Source organism: Bacillus sp. 7884-1, assembly GCF_002272245.1.
In the GTDB taxonomy this organism is placed as follows: domain Bacteria; phylum Bacillota; class Bacilli; order Bacillales; family Cytobacillaceae; genus Neobacillus.
The window spans coordinates 15,921-30,467 of record NZ_NPDD01000239.1 but is presented as its reverse complement, the minus strand read 5'-3'; the positions used below and the strand labels follow the sequence as shown (position 1 = coordinate 30,467).

Annotated in this window: 16 protein-coding genes and 2 pseudogenes; 3 read left to right on the top strand and 15 right to left on the bottom strand. The window is 37.2% G+C overall.

What is annotated here, in order from left to right:
• Positions 1–60: 60 nt before the first annotated feature.
• A complete protein-coding gene (locus CHI06_RS25875; RefSeq protein ID WP_095251524.1) occupies positions 61–423 on the bottom strand; it encodes a group I truncated hemoglobin in 363 nt (120 codons plus the stop codon).
• Positions 424–650: 227 nt separating this feature from the next.
• Positions 651–1,503, bottom strand: a pseudogene (locus CHI06_RS25870) (aldo/keto reductase).
• A gap of 186 nt (positions 1,504–1,689) precedes the next feature.
• On the opposite strand from CHI06_RS25870, the pseudogene CHI06_RS25860 reads away from it, so the two are divergent.
• Positions 1,690–2,160: pseudogene (locus CHI06_RS25860) on the top strand (helix-turn-helix domain-containing protein); the annotation flags it as partial.
• A gap of 92 nt (positions 2,161–2,252) precedes the next feature.
• Here the strand turns inward: CHI06_RS25860 and CHI06_RS25855 are convergent.
• From CHI06_RS25855 to CHI06_RS25840, 4 genes are all read right to left on the bottom strand, one after another.
• Positions 2,253–3,287, bottom strand: a complete 1,035-nt coding sequence (locus CHI06_RS25855; RefSeq protein ID WP_095251522.1) for a serine hydrolase domain-containing protein — start codon at positions 3,285–3,287, stop codon at positions 2,253–2,255.
• Between the two features lie 122 nt (positions 3,288–3,409).
• A complete protein-coding gene (locus CHI06_RS25850; protein ID WP_095251527.1) occupies positions 3,410–3,967 on the bottom strand; it encodes a cysteine hydrolase family protein in 558 nt (185 codons plus the stop codon).
• Between the two features lie 123 nt (positions 3,968–4,090).
• The gene (locus tag CHI06_RS25845) at positions 4,091–5,152 is read right to left on the bottom strand and encodes a HupE/UreJ family protein (RefSeq protein WP_257009457.1); all 1,062 of its coding nucleotides are present in this window, start codon (positions 5,150–5,152) and stop codon (positions 4,091–4,093) included.
• 66 nt (positions 5,153–5,218) lie between these two features.
• Complete coding sequence (locus tag CHI06_RS25840; protein ID WP_095251521.1) at positions 5,219–6,757, bottom strand: phosphoesterase; 1,539 nt, start codon at positions 6,755–6,757, stop codon at positions 5,219–5,221.
• A gap of 324 nt (positions 6,758–7,081) precedes the next feature.
• Between CHI06_RS25840 and CHI06_RS25835 the strand changes: the two genes are divergently transcribed.
• Complete coding sequence (locus tag CHI06_RS25835; protein ID WP_095251520.1) at positions 7,082–7,384, top strand: SDR family oxidoreductase; 303 nt, start codon at positions 7,082–7,084, stop codon at positions 7,382–7,384.
• 76 nt (positions 7,385–7,460) lie between these two features.
• Here CHI06_RS25835 and CHI06_RS25830 read toward each other — a convergent pair whose 3' ends face one another.
• The 5 genes from CHI06_RS25830 to CHI06_RS30065 form a co-directional block, all read right to left on the bottom strand.
• Positions 7,461–8,519: an LLM class flavin-dependent oxidoreductase gene (locus CHI06_RS25830; protein ID WP_095251519.1), complete on the bottom strand. Its 1,059-nt coding sequence runs from the start codon at positions 8,517–8,519 to the stop codon at positions 7,461–7,463.
• A gap of 137 nt (positions 8,520–8,656) precedes the next feature.
• Complete coding sequence (locus CHI06_RS25825; protein ID WP_257009456.1) at positions 8,657–9,556, bottom strand: cysteine desulfurase family protein; 900 nt, start codon at positions 9,554–9,556, stop codon at positions 8,657–8,659.
• Positions 9,534–9,770, bottom strand: a complete 237-nt coding sequence (locus tag CHI06_RS30815; protein WP_257009455.1) for an aminotransferase class V-fold PLP-dependent enzyme — start codon at positions 9,768–9,770, stop codon at positions 9,534–9,536. Before CHI06_RS30815 ends, CHI06_RS25825 begins: the two co-directional genes overlap by 23 nt.
• A gap of 95 nt (positions 9,771–9,865) precedes the next feature.
• Positions 9,866–10,879 carry an endospore germination permease gene (locus CHI06_RS25820; protein WP_095251518.1) on the bottom strand — a complete coding sequence of 338 codons (1,014 nt, stop codon included), beginning with the start codon at positions 10,877–10,879 and terminating at the stop codon, positions 9,866–9,868.
• A 315-nt stretch (positions 10,880–11,194) separates the two neighbouring features.
• Positions 11,195–11,350, bottom strand: coding sequence for a hypothetical protein (locus CHI06_RS30065; protein ID WP_165978996.1), 156 nt, complete (start codon positions 11,348–11,350; stop codon positions 11,195–11,197).
• A gap of 157 nt (positions 11,351–11,507) precedes the next feature.
• On the opposite strand from CHI06_RS30065, the gene CHI06_RS25815 reads away from it, so the two are divergent.
• Positions 11,508–11,696: a hypothetical protein gene (locus CHI06_RS25815; protein WP_095251517.1), complete on the top strand. Its 189-nt coding sequence runs from the start codon at positions 11,508–11,510 to the stop codon at positions 11,694–11,696.
• Positions 11,697–11,771: 75 nt separating this feature from the next.
• Here the strand turns inward: CHI06_RS25815 and CHI06_RS25810 are convergent, their stop codons facing one another.
• The 4 genes from CHI06_RS25810 to CHI06_RS25800 form a co-directional block, all read right to left on the bottom strand.
• A complete protein-coding gene (locus CHI06_RS25810; protein ID WP_095251516.1) occupies positions 11,772–11,948 on the bottom strand; it encodes a DUF2187 family protein in 177 nt (58 codons plus the stop codon).
• A 97-nt stretch (positions 11,949–12,045) separates the two neighbouring features.
• Positions 12,046–12,210, bottom strand: a complete 165-nt coding sequence (locus tag CHI06_RS30060; protein ID WP_179292787.1) for a hypothetical protein — start codon at positions 12,208–12,210, stop codon at positions 12,046–12,048.
• Position 12,211: 1 nt separating this feature from the next.
• Entirely contained in the window at positions 12,212–13,459 is a 1,248-nt protein-coding gene (locus CHI06_RS25805) for a Ger(x)C family spore germination protein (RefSeq protein ID WP_095251515.1), read from the bottom strand.
• On the bottom strand, positions 13,434–14,543 hold the full coding sequence (locus CHI06_RS25800) for a GerAB/ArcD/ProY family transporter (protein ID WP_095251514.1): 1,110 nt from the start codon (positions 14,541–14,543) through the stop codon (positions 13,434–13,436). The genes CHI06_RS25805 and CHI06_RS25800 overlap by 26 nt, the downstream gene beginning before the upstream one ends.
• Positions 14,544–14,547: the final 4 nt, after the last annotated feature.

Below are 14,547 nucleotides of genomic sequence, written 5' to 3'. Positions count from 1 at the left end.
GAAAAGCTACCATAATGGCAGCACGATCTTCTCTTCTAAAATTCCTAAACAGACCTAGAGTTATTTATACAGTATGTCGTCTCTTAGAGATGCCACTTTCGTTAATGCTGTATCTATATCTCTTTCATTCACTCCAAAATGAGCAAGCGCGTCGTGAAGATGTTTTTCGATCGCATTAAAATGGGCTGGTTGTAGATTCATCCCTTCGTGTGCTTTTGCCATAGATTGTCCAGTATATTGATTTGGACCGCCTAATGCAAAACTAATAAACTTTGACTGATGACGACGTTGTTTTTCCATATCCGTTTCTTTAAAAAAATGATTAACTGTATCATCCTTAAGAACCAACTCGGAGTAAAAATAGTCCACCACTTTTGCAATCGCTTCTTCTCCACCAACTTTTTCATAAAGGTTTTGTTCCATATGTACACTCCTAAAAAGAATTTAATAGAAGTATTTTTCTACAGAAAAGTTGTATTTATTCTATATTGTTATTGAAAAGTTTCAAACAGAACAGTATCCTGCACCGTAAATACAGTTTAAACTACAAAAAAAGCGTTCCTGCTATGACCCTATTAACGGGCAAGTACAATGATTCACAATGAAAAAGGCTGTCCCAATTAATAATAGCGGACAGCCTTGTTGTGTAATTAAATATCGAGTTTCCTTGTACCAATCCATTTCACCATTTCAGGATCCCTATGTGAGAAGAACAAACTTTCTTTCGTGTCTAATGCAGCAATTTTCTCCATATCTTTTTGGCTTAACTTGGAGTCAAAGATATTGAAGTTTTCGATGATTCTTTCCTTACGAACCGATTTTGGAATAGCCACAACTCCTCTTTGTGTAAGCCAACGTAAAATCACTTGGGCAACGGATTTATTATACTTTTCCGCAATTGAAACTAACACATCATTCTGGAAGATTTCATTTTTACCTTCAGCAAAAGGTCCCCAAGACTGTATTTGCACATTATTCTCTTTCATGAATTGAGCACTTTCAATTTGCTGGTTGAAAGGATGCGTTTCAACCTGGTTAACTTGCAGGAGTGACTTCATTATGAATGATTAAATCAATCAAGCGGTCTGAATGGAAGTTACTTACTCCGATAGCCTTGATTTTACCTTCGCGATACAACTCCTCCATTGCACGCCAAGAACCGTGTACATCACCAAATGGCTGATGAATTAAATACAAGTCCAAATAATCTAATTGCAGTCTTTCTAGTGATTTTTAAAATGCTTCCTTTGTACTCTCATAACCGGCATCCTGAACCCATAGTTTGGTTGTAATGAACAATTCCTCACTTGGTACATCACTCCGCTTAATGGCTCTGCCCACTGCTTCTTCATTTAGATAAGAGGCAGGTGTATCAATTAGGCGATAGCCTGCCATAAGAGCATCGTAAACCGCTTGTTCACATTCTTGTGGATCATTCATTTGAAAAACACCAAACCCGAGTATAGGCATCTCAACACCATTGTTCAAAATTACTTTTTGCATATAAAACTCCTCCAGTTTTTTAATCAATTTATTTTCATTAAAAGTGTGTTTCATCAATATCAATTTTTGATAAAGCATGATTTAAGCTATCTAATTCTTCTTTTGTTAAAGCAATATCAGCACCACTCAAGTTTTCTTCTAACCTGTGTAACTTTGTTGTACCTGGAATTGGAATAATAATTTGTTCGCTTACTTGACAATCCTGAGGATATCCCGATCCTTGCTCCTCTTATCAAAAAGGAAATCATCTATAGGGTTCTTCAAGGACGGCATGGTGCTGCACTGGGACAAATTGCAGTAGAAGGAAGTTTTGCCTACCAAATTAGTGACGCAATCGAACATATCATGAATAATTATGATAGGGCTATTCGGGTGGAGGAACTTGCGGAAATAGCCAATATGGGTGTTTCATCGCTTCATAGACTTTTTAAAGAGGTTACCGCAATGAGCCCCATACAGTTCCAAAAACATCTGAGACTGCAGGAAGCCCGTCATTTGTTATTAACTGAGGTTTCAGGTGCTGCAGATGTTGCATTCCGGGTAGGTTACGAAAGTCCATCGCAATTCAGCCGTGAATATTCCCGACTATTTGGTTTACCACCTAAAGAAGATATAAAACGCCTGAAAGAATCCTATGACCATAGGATAGGTGCGTGAATACAACAAGGAGCAGCGGCAATAGACCACCGCTCCTTGTTGTATTTATTGCCAAATTACATTTCTAAGCCAGGAACTTCTAACGTGTGTATTTACAAGGTGTTTGCTTTCGTTAATTCCTGTTCAATTCCAAGCATTATATCGAATGCTCCATCCGACTTATTGGAGCAAACAACAACCTTAATTAATAAATCAGGATAATAAGCAGAATGAAAGCTCACACCAGGATCATATCCCATAACATGGTATTTTAGGATATTGTTATCTGATTTTTTCTTTATCCAAATACCATAACCATAGAAACCAGTTTCATTGACTTGTGTATGTATGGATAAGAGCTTATTTGTATAAGTTTCATTTAAAAGCTGGTAATTTAAAAGTGCGTTCCATAGTTTAGCCATATCATTAGCTGTTACAAATGCACCGCCATCGGAACCACCTTTTACAGGTAAAGAATAGATGTTGGTTTTCCAAGTTCCATCAGGATTATCAATATAACCTAAAGCTATATTTGGCGGAAGGGAGTCAAATGAAAAGTATCCAGACTGCGTCATTTCAGCTTTATTGAAAATGTGTTTTTGAACATAATCAGAGAATTCGAGTTTACTAGCCTGTTCCACAATTAATCCTAATAAAATATAACCAGCATTATTATAGTGAAACGATTCTCCCACTTGGGACTTCATTGGATTATTTTGAAACATTGGTAAGAAGTCTTTTAACTTTCTTATATGATACATAGGATTTTTAATCCAAAGCTCCTCAAAGTTATCCATTACATCCTCATCAAAATAATCGGGTATTCCCGAAGTATGTGTTAGTAAATGATGGACAGTCACATGATTATCAAAATGTTTAAAATCAATATTAAGACAATCGATCAATTTAGAATCAAAAGAGATTTTCCCCTCTTGTGCAAGTTGACAAATTGCTATTGCCGTGAAGATTTTACAACCAGATGCTATTCCAAAACGGGTAGCGGAATTATTTCCTAAATGATCTGAACGGTTGGCATAGCCAAAGCTTTTATCTACTAATACCTTATCCTTCTCTTCAACAAATACTGAACCTGAGAAATCCACCTTCCTTTGAATATTTGAAACTATTTCTTTTAAATTTATGTTCATAGCCAGACCTCCAGATTACAATACAATTTAATAATTATAACGCCCATATCAATTAAATAGACCAACAAATCTACTAGCAATTTGTTGGTCTATTATACTATATGACGACAGGACTGTCGTTTTTATCTGTAGTTATTATGAATAGGATGAAACAAGTCTTCTTCACTTTTTCGAACAACTGCAAAGTTGTCGACATTATAATGCCCGTGCAATGTTTTATTATGATGAGCCATGATTTGTTCAGCAGTTAGAATGGATGAATCTTTTGTAGAATGACCATCACCTACTAACGTTACATCAAAACCATTGATGGTAGCAGTTCTCACTGCTGAATCAATACAGTATTCCGTTTGACATCCCATGATGACAAGGTGTTCGATTTCATTGTCTTTCAAGTAATCTAGCAAACCTGTCCCATAAAATGAATTGGTCGCTTTTTTATCAAAAATCATTGAAGCAGGAGGGATATTAATTTTTTGATGCACTTGAAACCCTTCCCCTTCCCCTTCTGCCACATCTTTATCCCTGACAAAAACTACTTCAGCATCTGCTTCTTTTGCATTTTCAATGACCAAGTTTATATTTTTCAAGAGTTCCTCTTTTTTAAAGACACTGCTCTCATTTTCATTTCCCTCAATTAACTCCTGTTGGGCATCAATTACGAGTAAAGCTTGTTTCATTTGCAAATCCCCTCTCATCATAATATTTAGCTCAGGTCCTTCATAGCTTTGCACCACACTAGTGTACTCGTTAATCATACTTCTCCTCCTAATCTAATGTCTACCAATAATGTGCTTATCCTTTTAAAAAGTTCTTTGGACAAACCATACCAATCCAAAGGCTAATATCGCTGCTGAAGTGCCGGGAATCACCCATTTTACTGGCCTGAAAGTTAACTTTTTAAGCCAAAGAATCATTGGTAACGTGATTGACACGATTAATAACTGACCAATTTCGATACCAACATTAAATGATAGAAGAGACGAAGCCATATGAGCAGTGTCTAATCTCATTTCTGATAGAATCCCTGCAAAGCCAAATCCATGAATCAGTCCGAAACCAAATGCAAGCCAAGGCTGATGTTTGGAGTCCGGATTAAAAATATTAATGAGTGCTACGTAGACAATACTTAGTGCAATTGCAGACTCGACCAAACGACCTGGCAGCAGAACAATTTCAATGGTCGCAAGAGCAAGCGTAATACTATGTGCAAGTGTAAAGGCAGTAACTAATGCTAGGATGTGGCGAATCGTTTTTGCCCCAAAAAGCAAACTGATAACAAACAGGATATGGTCATATCCTGTGAAGATATGTACTAAACCAAGAACGATAAATTGTTTCATATTCTGCCAGAAACTGATTTCACCAATTTCTAATTCCCTAGATTCGAAGGAAAGGATTTTTTCTTGTTGTTTGCCATCTAATGTAACGGCTGCAAAGTTTGCATGGCTTGAGTCAGAATCATCAAGGAACAAATTATATTCAACCACTAGTTTATCTGGTTTATGTTCGATATTATAAGATAAATCAATTACCGCAAACGGAGTATCCTCAATCATTTCGATATCGGTTTTTTCCACAGTTCCTTCAATCATTTCACTATCTGCATAAAGCTTTAATCTAGAATTGACATAAGTCTGAACAATCTCTTTATCTATTAACTCCTTTTGATCGGTTTCTTTCTCTAGAGCATGACCTAGTTCTTCCAAATCAACTTTCAATTCATAATCCAATGAGTTCTCTTTTACTTCTATATTTGAATAGCCTTCACTGTTATTAGTATGTGCAAATGCTGATGGTAGAAATAAAGAACTAAATAATAGCGAAAAAAGAAAAAACGGCAACCATAACTTTTTCAAAATCATTCACGTCCATTTCTTTATTTTTAAAAGGGAAAGCGAGGAGTTTTTATGCCCCTCGCCTCTATTACTTTACTTACTAGACTTCATGAAAATAGGGTTTGAGTAGAACCATAAATCTGTCCATGGATCCTCACCTCTAGGATCTGCAACTGGCTCTAATTGGTCTGTATTTGTTCCGCGTAAACGAATATAACTATCTTTATCTACATCTTTTAACGTATAGGTAATGGAGATGTATTCGCCGTCCTGTTTCCAGTCCTTTTCTGTAAAACGCTCCACGACTTTAGTTGTTGGATTTTCTGCAGTAGTTTCGTCTTCTACTTTTCCATTCACTTCACCCATAATTAAGTCAACACGTTTTACATTTGGCTTATCACCATTGGCGTTTGCTGCCTTCGGGTCTTTCATGCGAATGGTTACCGTCACATCACTTTTCTTGCCCGGTAGTGTTAGAGTTTCACCTATGGATGCTGAATTTCCCTTTGCCACAGCATGTAATGGAGATTTTCCACCGGCTTGAACTTTTACGTCTAACTCGCTAATTAGGTCCCCTGTCGTAACGAATACATGACCATTACGTAGGTTTTCCATTATATTTCCATAGTCTTTCACAGATTTTACATACGTTTTCGAATATTCACCTGGCCAGAAATCGCCGCCGCCATCGCGCCAGTTAACATGTGAATCAGAAGTTGCTGTAATCCACCAATGTCTGCCTTCACCTAGCATAGAATCCCATAAGCCTCCAACCTTAGCTGTCATCTGGTCAAATCCACCCATTGTCGGAGCGTTTACGTTTCCGTATGACCCACGGGCACCGTTAGGATCATTAGAACCATCTTTATTAATAGAGGTTGCTTGATGACCTGGAGCACCTTCCATCCCAATTGCAATATTTGGTGCAGTATCGTTCCAATTACGGAATTCCTGTGGTGTATCTTGTCCCCAGACTCCCATATCTTTTGCAGAACGGGAAGGATGATGGGCAATGATAATTGGAAGCTCGTCCAAGCCTTTCATGTAGTTAAGAGCTTGAATCATCGTTGACTCGGTATCTCTGCTTCCATCATTAGGAAATGGTTCACGTTTATTAAACTGGCTTTCGAGATTAAAAAGTGTAGTAGATTCATTGTCACTTTTTGGAATAATTAACGAGCTATGGTCTGCTGCCGGTGTATCAAACTCCATTCCGTAAAACTGAAGAACTTCAGGAACAGCTTGACGAGATTTCAATAATTCAGGATATGCTTGTTCTAAATTCACTTTCGAATGGTTCGGACCGCCGTGATCCGTTGTAACCATCCAATCAAGACCATAATTCTTCGCATTTTCTGCATTTTTTACAGTTGGATAAATAGCATCCCCAGCACGGATCGGAGTTGGTGGAGTTGTTGAATTATCCCAGCCAACACTCCATTCACTATGTATGTGGTGATCACCAGCCAGCCATGTGGCGTCCTTCTTTTTCACTTCTTCTTTAGAGAAGGATTGTGCTTCCGCCTTTTGATTACTTCCCTCATTAAATAAGGTTTGCGTAGATAAAGCGGTCGTTGCGAGAATAGTGGTTGCGATAAATGGAATGGCCTTCTTTTTAAGACGAGACTTCATGTTTTTGTTCCTCCCCTATTAGATTTCTATAACAGTGATAATCATAGATTAGGAATGTAAGTGGATAGTGAATAAATGGTAAATTTTATGTAAATTAGAAATTTTCGTACAATTAGACTACGTCTTTTATCCCTTTTAAAAAAAGAGACGCCATCCAAAGTTTGGATGATGTCTCTTTTTAATTTCTCATTTGGAACACTCAATGTTAATAAGTGGTTACTAGCTAGAAATGTGTCTTCCTTTACAAAATAGTTCTTTGAATATTTTCGATTATGAATGAATATTAGAAATTGATGACAATAGACGATTCCTGGAGGGATTAAGTTGAAGGTACTAGTAACTGGTGCAACGGGTCAGTTAGGTTCAGCTTTGTTAAAGCAACTGAAAAATACGAACTATGAAGTCAAAATAACTTCAAGAAGAAAACCTGACAACTTAAATTTTGATTGGGTTTATAGTGATTTTTTGACGGGTGAAGGTTTAGAAGCAGCCATAAACGATGTGGATGTCATTATTCATGCTGCAACAAGTCCAAGGAAAGATTCAAAGATTATTGATGTATCACGCTTTGGTGAATTTTTGAACATGTGCCAGCACATTAAACATTTCATTTATCCATCATTGTAGGAATCTGATTTTGGGTAACAATCCACCCGCGATTGTTACCCACCCATTGCTCTTGGCTGATTTTTGCGTAAAGTGCCTATTTTCCTTCGTTTTCCTTTTCCCACTTAGTCACTTCTTCACGAACAATCGGTGCTACTTCTTTTCCTAGCAATTCGATTGATTTCATGACATCTTCATGTGGCATGGTGCCAACTGGACAGTGGAGCATAAACCGTGTGATTCCAACATTCTTTCGCAGGTTGATGATTTTTTCGGCAACCGTTTGCGGGTCTCCTACATACAATGCACCGTGTAGACTTCGTGCTGCATCAAAGGTTGTTTGGTCATATCTCCCCCATCCACGCTCACGTCCTAATTTATTCATCGCCTGCTGGGTTGAAGGGAAAAACTTCGCCGCAGCTTCTTCTGTACTTTCGCCAACAAACCCATGTGAATGCGAGGCAATTGGCAGTTTTGAAGCATCATGACCCGCGTGTTCCGCTGCTTTTTTATAGAGCTGCACAAGTGGTGCAAAATGCTGCGGACTTCCACCAATGATAGCTAGCACAAGTGGCAATCCAAGCAAGCCTGCACGGATGACAGATTCCTGATTGCCGCCACTTCCTATCCATACTGGCAGTGGATTTTGAACCGGTCTTGGGTATACACCTAAGTTATTGATAGCTGGGCGATGTTCGCCTTGCCAAGTTACGTTCTCTGACTTCGTTATTTTTAAAAGTAGATCCAGCTTCTCTTCGAATAATTGATCATAGTCCTTTAAATCGTACCCAAACAACGGAAAGGATTCGATAAAGGATCCCCGGCCAGCCATGATTTCTGCACGCCCATTTGAGATCGCGTCGAGCGTTGCAAAATCCTGAAACACGCGCACTGGATCATCAGAAGAAAGAACCGTAACCGCACTGGTCAAACGAATTCTGTTTGTTTGTGACGCCGCGGCAGCCAACAAGACAGCAGGAGATGACGCAGCGTAGTCCTCGCGATGATGCTCCCCTACTCCAAAGACATCCAGTCCTACCTTATCGGCTAATACGATTTCCTCCACCACTTCACGTATCCGTTGTGCATGACTTATGACTTTACCGGTCTCAACATCCGGTGTTGTTTCTACAAACGTGCTTAACCCAATTTCCACAAAATTGCCCCCTATTTATGTATACTAGTTAGTAAAATATTGTTTATATCATTATTCTATCTTAACAAGATAGAACCAATAGACAAAATAATTGAGCCTAAAGGGATTGAATATGCTTGCTTGTCATTCTAAACTTGTTAAAAAATCTCTTTAAACCCTTTAATGACCGTATCTATTTCATCCTTCGTAGTATACCTGCCTAAACTAAATCGAATCGCACCCATTCCAATTTCTTCGGGTACATTCATTTCCTTTAGGACTGGTGATAATTCAATGCTTCCTGCGTGACAGGCAGAACCGGTAGAAGCGGCAAGATTCGGGATTTTATCTAGTAAGTCTTGTCCAATCCTTCTAACAAAACTCACATTCAAGGTATTTGGTAACCTTTCTTCTGGATGTCCATTTAAGACAACCATGTCACCAAACTCGGCCTTTAATTGCCTCCAAAAATAATTCGTTAATTCCTTTAGCTTGGAATTACTTATTTGAAGACTGGCGATTTCACATGCCTTGCCTAATCCAACCGCTAATAATGTATTTTCCGTCCCAGCACGTAATCCATTTTCATGTCCAGCACCATGAATAAGCGGTTCAAGCACTACACCATTTCGTATGAATAATGCTCCAATCCCTTTAGGAGCATACAATTTATGTCCGGCGATCGTTAGCATATCCACCTTTATATCATTCACATCGACCGGAACCTTACCGACTGATTGTGAAGCATCTGTATGAAAAGTAATTCCGTACTTTTCAGCTATATCTCCAATTTCCATTATTGGTTGTAAGGTACCTGTTTCATTATTAGAATGCATGATTGTTATTAGAATCGTATCTTTAGTGATTGCCCGTTCTATTTCTTCAGGAGAAACTCTCCCATACTGGTCAACACCAACATATGTTACCCTCGCCCCTATTTTTTCAAGGAACCTGCAGGGATTCAATATGGCAGGATGCTCAATTTTCGAGGTAATGATGTGTTTCCCTTTATGCTGATTTTTAAAATAAAAACCTTTAAGAGAGATTATTGGCTTCACTCCCACCTGAGGTAAAAATAATCTCACTTAAAGAGCAGCCTATTAACTCCGAAACTTGTTTTCTAGCTTTATGTAATAGCTCTTTTACTGGTTTTCCCGCCCATTGTAATGCGGACGGATTACCATAGTGATCATTCAACAGCGGGTGCATCGCATCAACCACTTCAAGTGCTAAAGGGGTGCTTGCGTTGTAATCTAGGTAAATTTTTTGCATTTGATCATCCATTCCTTTCAAGATATATGCCATTCATCTAGTTATTTCTAATTGTACTAAATTATTGTTTTAATAGGTTCTAATTTTACCTTGTTTTATAATCCTTCTATTACAAAAAGCCAGTCACTTATGAAACTGGCTTGTTTACTTCTCCTACTTACCAAAGCTTTTCTGTTCATATTTATAGGAATTAAAATGGAATATCTGTAATGTTTCATTTTCTTGGAGAAAAATGTGCCTAAAAGATACATGAATAAACCGATACGAATTAATGCTCCAGCAAGCCATTGATATAAAGCGAAAAAATCTAAATGAGAAATATACTCCCCTATGCTTAATACACGCCACTGTTCATATGCTGGATACCTAAAATGGGCAGCTTCAGCTGGGCCAAACTCCATGATTGCAGCAGAAAGTGGGCCAAATATTAAGCCTGTTAAGGCAGTCAATAAAATAAACAAATGCTTAAATTTTATTTGTTCCTGGGAGAATGGCTGTAACAATATCACGATGTAAATTTCAAGAAGTCCGGAAAGTACATAGATTACTCCTTTCAAAACAGGAACATATCCATCCGCCAGAATAGGAAATAAGAGATGCGGATCCTTAACCGTAGTATTTGTAAGTGCAATAAATATTCCTAATAAAATAACTAGGGGGAGTAACAAACCGCTCGAGATTGCCATTGATTTGACACCAGCAAGAGTTACTAAGAAACATGCTAAAATGAGGATGAAGCTAATGACAAAAACAGCAGTTTCACCAAGAAAATAAGCTTTTAACCATATCATTAAGTCCCTTAATGTAATAAAGGCGCTAAGGAATAAGAATAGCATGACCGGAATAGAGAATAGGATGGAAAAACCCTTTCCTAGACGTTGTGCTATCATTGAAAAGAACCCTTCATTAGGACTATTTTTAACAATGAAATAAATTAGCCAAAGAAATAAAAGAGAAATAGGATATGCAACAATAACACTTATCCAACTATCCCTGCCAGCTGCCTGAAGAAGATTGGGAATCAAGATGACATGATTTAGCAATCCTGTCGAAAGTATCAGCATTAAAAATAATTGCCGTGGAACTAAGATTTTTATTAAACTTTGCATGAGGACCACCGAATTTCATCATATTGCTACTATTATTCACCAAAAATTTGAAATATATGTTTTTACTGGTATGAGTCCATAGTAGCGGCGTCTTTGCATAAGTTATGTAATCCGGAGCAGGAATTATATAAACAAGCCAGTTCAAAGGAAACTGGCTTTAATTCTGAAATTTAACTTTTGAACCAATCATCCAAAATGGATTCTATATTTCGATAAGCCTCCTCAGTTTTTGTATTCGCTAACTTAGGCCGGTTTGATGTTGGCTCTTCATTTATTAGTTTACATAATGTTATTATGATTAATTCATGAATTTCATTACGATCTTCCAGCTGTCATATCGTTATATGGCAGGATTAGCTTTTTCACCTTATCATAGTTCATTGAACTTATTTCTCTCATTAAACGTGGAATTGCTTTTTCTGGATAACCATAATCCCGAAGCAACTTCTCCATTTTTTTCATTTCTTCCATCCTAATTCCTCCTAATACATTATATTTTCAACTTTACTATTCCCTATAGAATGAATAAGCAAAATGGAAATATTTTTCCGATGCTTGTTCCTTGCAATCATCCCGTATAGTGCAATCTAAACTACATAACCTATATCTGTCTAGGAGGTGAAACAGGATGTCTAACCAAAAGCAAAACAACAAAGGTGTTGCAGAAGGTATTAAAGAAACAGCAGGTGCTGCCTTTCATACTCTTCATAGTGCCTTGGAAACCACTGAGAATGTCGCTATGAATGCAGTCGATGCTGCTAAAAATGCTGCAAACAATTTAACCGGCAATGACAAAGGACAACGCAATCATGAATAAAGAATAAATGAAAAAAATCCCTTTGGATGAAAGGGATTTTTTATTTGTTGGAAGGATTATCATTTAGGTTGCTTCTTATTTTGAAATTTTGTAATTTTTATGATTTACAATCGTGATCAAGGGTTCATCCTTTTCTTTTGAAACACCGTATTGAACCATTACGGAATTTTCCCTTACTCCCGTAACCACACCTTCTAAAGAATTCCCCTCTCGTTTAAAGGAAATCTTATCGCCAACTTTTGCATTAGCCATTCTATCACCTCGCTATATATTTTCCAATAATACCAGATAAAATACTTGTTTGCCAGTGATTAAATAGCAGTGTTTTTCCTACTAAGATAAACCATTTTTATGATATTTTGAAAATCGAAAAGAACGGGAGAATGATAATGGTAACTGAAAGGAAAAAAACTGCAATTGCACTCATTTTTTGTTTTTCTTTCCATAAAGTTACACCAAAGCCACAGGTATAAACCGCAATCGAGAACAGAGCGAGACCAATAAGAATTTGCAACTTACTCCCCCACCTTTATCGGCTTTTTTATAACTTTTCCATAATCCACAATTTTAACATCTGCTTTAACGTGAATGTCTGCATTTATGTACGATTTAGCCCAATTAAATTTTTTATATTCCTGAATCGTTCCAAAATATTTTCGCGCATAAAAAGATAAAGGGAATGGTATACCTTTTAATTGGGTTTGTGATTTTTTTAACACTTTTTCATTTAAGACCTCGATATCCTTGACTATTTTTTGTTTTAAGATTTGTCGGTTTTTTTCCTTTAAAAAGTTAACCATTGTTGGGTTTGACATAATTTCATACTCTAGAGGTATGGTTATAAAAATCTTGGGCTTTGGTCCCTTCAGGTTCATCCTTACTGTATTGTTTTTTGTCTTCGAGACTCTTGCTGAAAACTGTTTCTTATTGTCAGAAAAGGGGTCAGAGAAATTCACTAATATTGCATTAATACTCGTAGTATCATCTAGAATATTGATAACGCGTGTTTCTTGACCGGTAAGCTTATCAATCATTACGCCATTCTTAAAGACCGCTGATCCAATAAATTGGGTATCATCCAGTTCCCCTGTAGCAGTCAACTCACCTGCCATGTATTCATCTTCCTGTTTTATTTCACGATGCTTTTGCTTTTCGGCTGTGGTATACATCGCCAAAAAGAGGTCTGTCCCTCTTTCCGTTGTTTGAAGATAACGGAAGAGTGTAGAATCCGGAATCAGCCCATTTTCAATTCCATGATTGATCATAAATTGATAGTATTTATGCGGTCTAGTTTCCATTTTCGGGCGATTATGAATAAAATACTGGCTAGCCTTTTCTTTAGATACAGCTATATAACTATTTTGGTGGATTTCTTTATCCTTTGTAATATCATAGAACGTAGAAGGAAAGATTTTGTCCCTTGCGAAATCCTCAGAAACAACAAAAATTTTTAATAGTTCATAAGTTACTTTGCGGGAGATGACTGCATTAGCAGTTGCTTTTGCAGCAATGAAATCATTGGCATCGAAGGAGATAATTTCTTGCGGTTTTTCTATTGAACCGCCACCGCCTTGCATACTCCCCACCTCGGGATTGGCTAGTAACATGGTAACTTTAATTTTACCCTCCTGACTAGAACGATCAAGTCCCAGCCCGATGACATAGGATTTATCTTCAATTTCTTCACGATCCCAACAGCCTGTTAAAATGCAAATCATGACGAAATAAAGCAATAATCTACATACTGTTTTTGTTTTTAGCATGTTTAAATTCTCCTTTTAGCAATGCAACCAGCCATAAAAGAATCGAAATAACTGCAAACGTTGGACCCACTATGTTTGTAATAGGTGCTTTAAAGTCTAGACCGGCATCCATGGGTGATTCGGGAATGCTTCCAATCAATAAATAAATCGTTGCAAGTGATGGAATCAAGTATTCAAAGTCTTTAATTTTAAAAATATGACCAAACATGAGAGCATTTATATACAAAAATGCAGTGAACCGAATAAATGCACTGATAATCCAAATGATGAAAAATATGATTTCGACATTCGGAATAAATTCCCCAAGCGAAATAAAACGAATCACTGTGTGGAATGGATAACCAATTCCACCTAGTGAGGTATCAAACATACAGATAAAAAGAAAAGTTGCGGCGCTAATTTGGATACTGACATAAACATACGCAATCCAAGTTCCATTACTGAAAACTTTGTTGGATGTGAAGTACGGTATAATCATCGCAAATAAAAAAAACTCAGCAAATAAGGTTAGTTGTTGTGGGCCTTGCTTCAAAATTTCAAGCGTGCCAGGACCCCAAATGGGAAAGATGGATTGAATTTGGCCATGCTGCATACTGAGATAAAAGACAATAAACAAAGAGACCAGCACATAGAAAACAATCAGATAAGATACCGATCCAATATGTTGAAGGCCTTTTTTAGCACCATATGCACTGATAATCATTAAAATAGCATAGATGATCACATTAGGTGTTGACGTAAAATAAAACGCTCGAATGATATCAATATACGTTCTGGTACCGGCCGAAACCCCTAATGAACTAAGGATAAATATAACCAAACAAACAATAAAACCAAAATATTTTCCAAGTATGTTTTTAATAACGGAAAACAAATCTTTCCCTTGAAACAAAGCCATTGTTTTTAATAATAAATAAAGAGGGATAAATAAGATTCCGGCTGATAGTAGCGGTAGCATCCATGCTGCATTTTGTACTTTACTGTACAGCATGTTTGGTGTATCCTCCGTGGCTTTCGCTCCAACCATTAATATAGCGATGGAAACATATTCACGAATTCCTAGTTTTCCAGGGTGCTGGTTCATATAT

Bases quoted from the DNA above. Each gene is read 5' to 3' on its own strand.
- CHI06_RS25805 (WP_095251515.1), bottom strand. From the start codon at position 13,459: ATGCTAAAAACAAAAACAGTATGTAGATTATTGCTTTATTTCGTCATG.
- CHI06_RS30065 (WP_165978996.1), bottom strand. From the start codon at position 11,350: ATGGAAGAAATGAAAAAAATGGAGAAGTTGCTTCGGGATTATGGTTAT.
- CHI06_RS25855 (WP_095251522.1), bottom strand. From the start codon at position 3,287: ATGAACATAAATTTAAAAGAAATAGTTTCAAATATTCAAAGGAAGGTG.
- CHI06_RS25820 (WP_095251518.1), bottom strand. From the start codon at position 10,879: ATGCAAAGTTTAATAAAAATCTTAGTTCCACGGCAATTATTTTTAATG.
- CHI06_RS25840 (WP_095251521.1), bottom strand. From the start codon at position 6,757: ATGAAGTCTCGTCTTAAAAAGAAGGCCATTCCATTTATCGCAACCACT.
- CHI06_RS25845 (WP_257009457.1), bottom strand. From the start codon at position 5,152: ATGATTTTGAAAAAGTTATGGTTGCCGTTTTTTCTTTTTTCGCTATTA.
- CHI06_RS25815 (WP_095251517.1), top strand. From the start codon at position 11,508: ATGTCTAACCAAAAGCAAAACAACAAAGGTGTTGCAGAAGGTATTAAA.
- CHI06_RS25800 (WP_095251514.1), bottom strand. From the start codon at position 14,543: ATGAACCAGCACCCTGGAAAACTAGGAATTCGTGAATATGTTTCCATC.
- CHI06_RS25850 (WP_095251527.1), bottom strand. From the start codon at position 3,967: ATGAAACAAGCTTTACTCGTAATTGATGCCCAACAGGAGTTAATTGAG.
- CHI06_RS25810 (WP_095251516.1), bottom strand. From the start codon at position 11,948: ATGGCTAATGCAAAAGTTGGCGATAAGATTTCCTTTAAACGAGAGGGG.
- CHI06_RS30815 (WP_257009455.1), bottom strand. From the start codon at position 9,770: ATGCAAAAAATTTACCTAGATTACAACGCAAGCACCCCTTTAGCACTT.
- CHI06_RS25875 (WP_095251524.1), bottom strand. From the start codon at position 423: ATGGAACAAAACCTTTATGAAAAAGTTGGTGGAGAAGAAGCGATTGCA.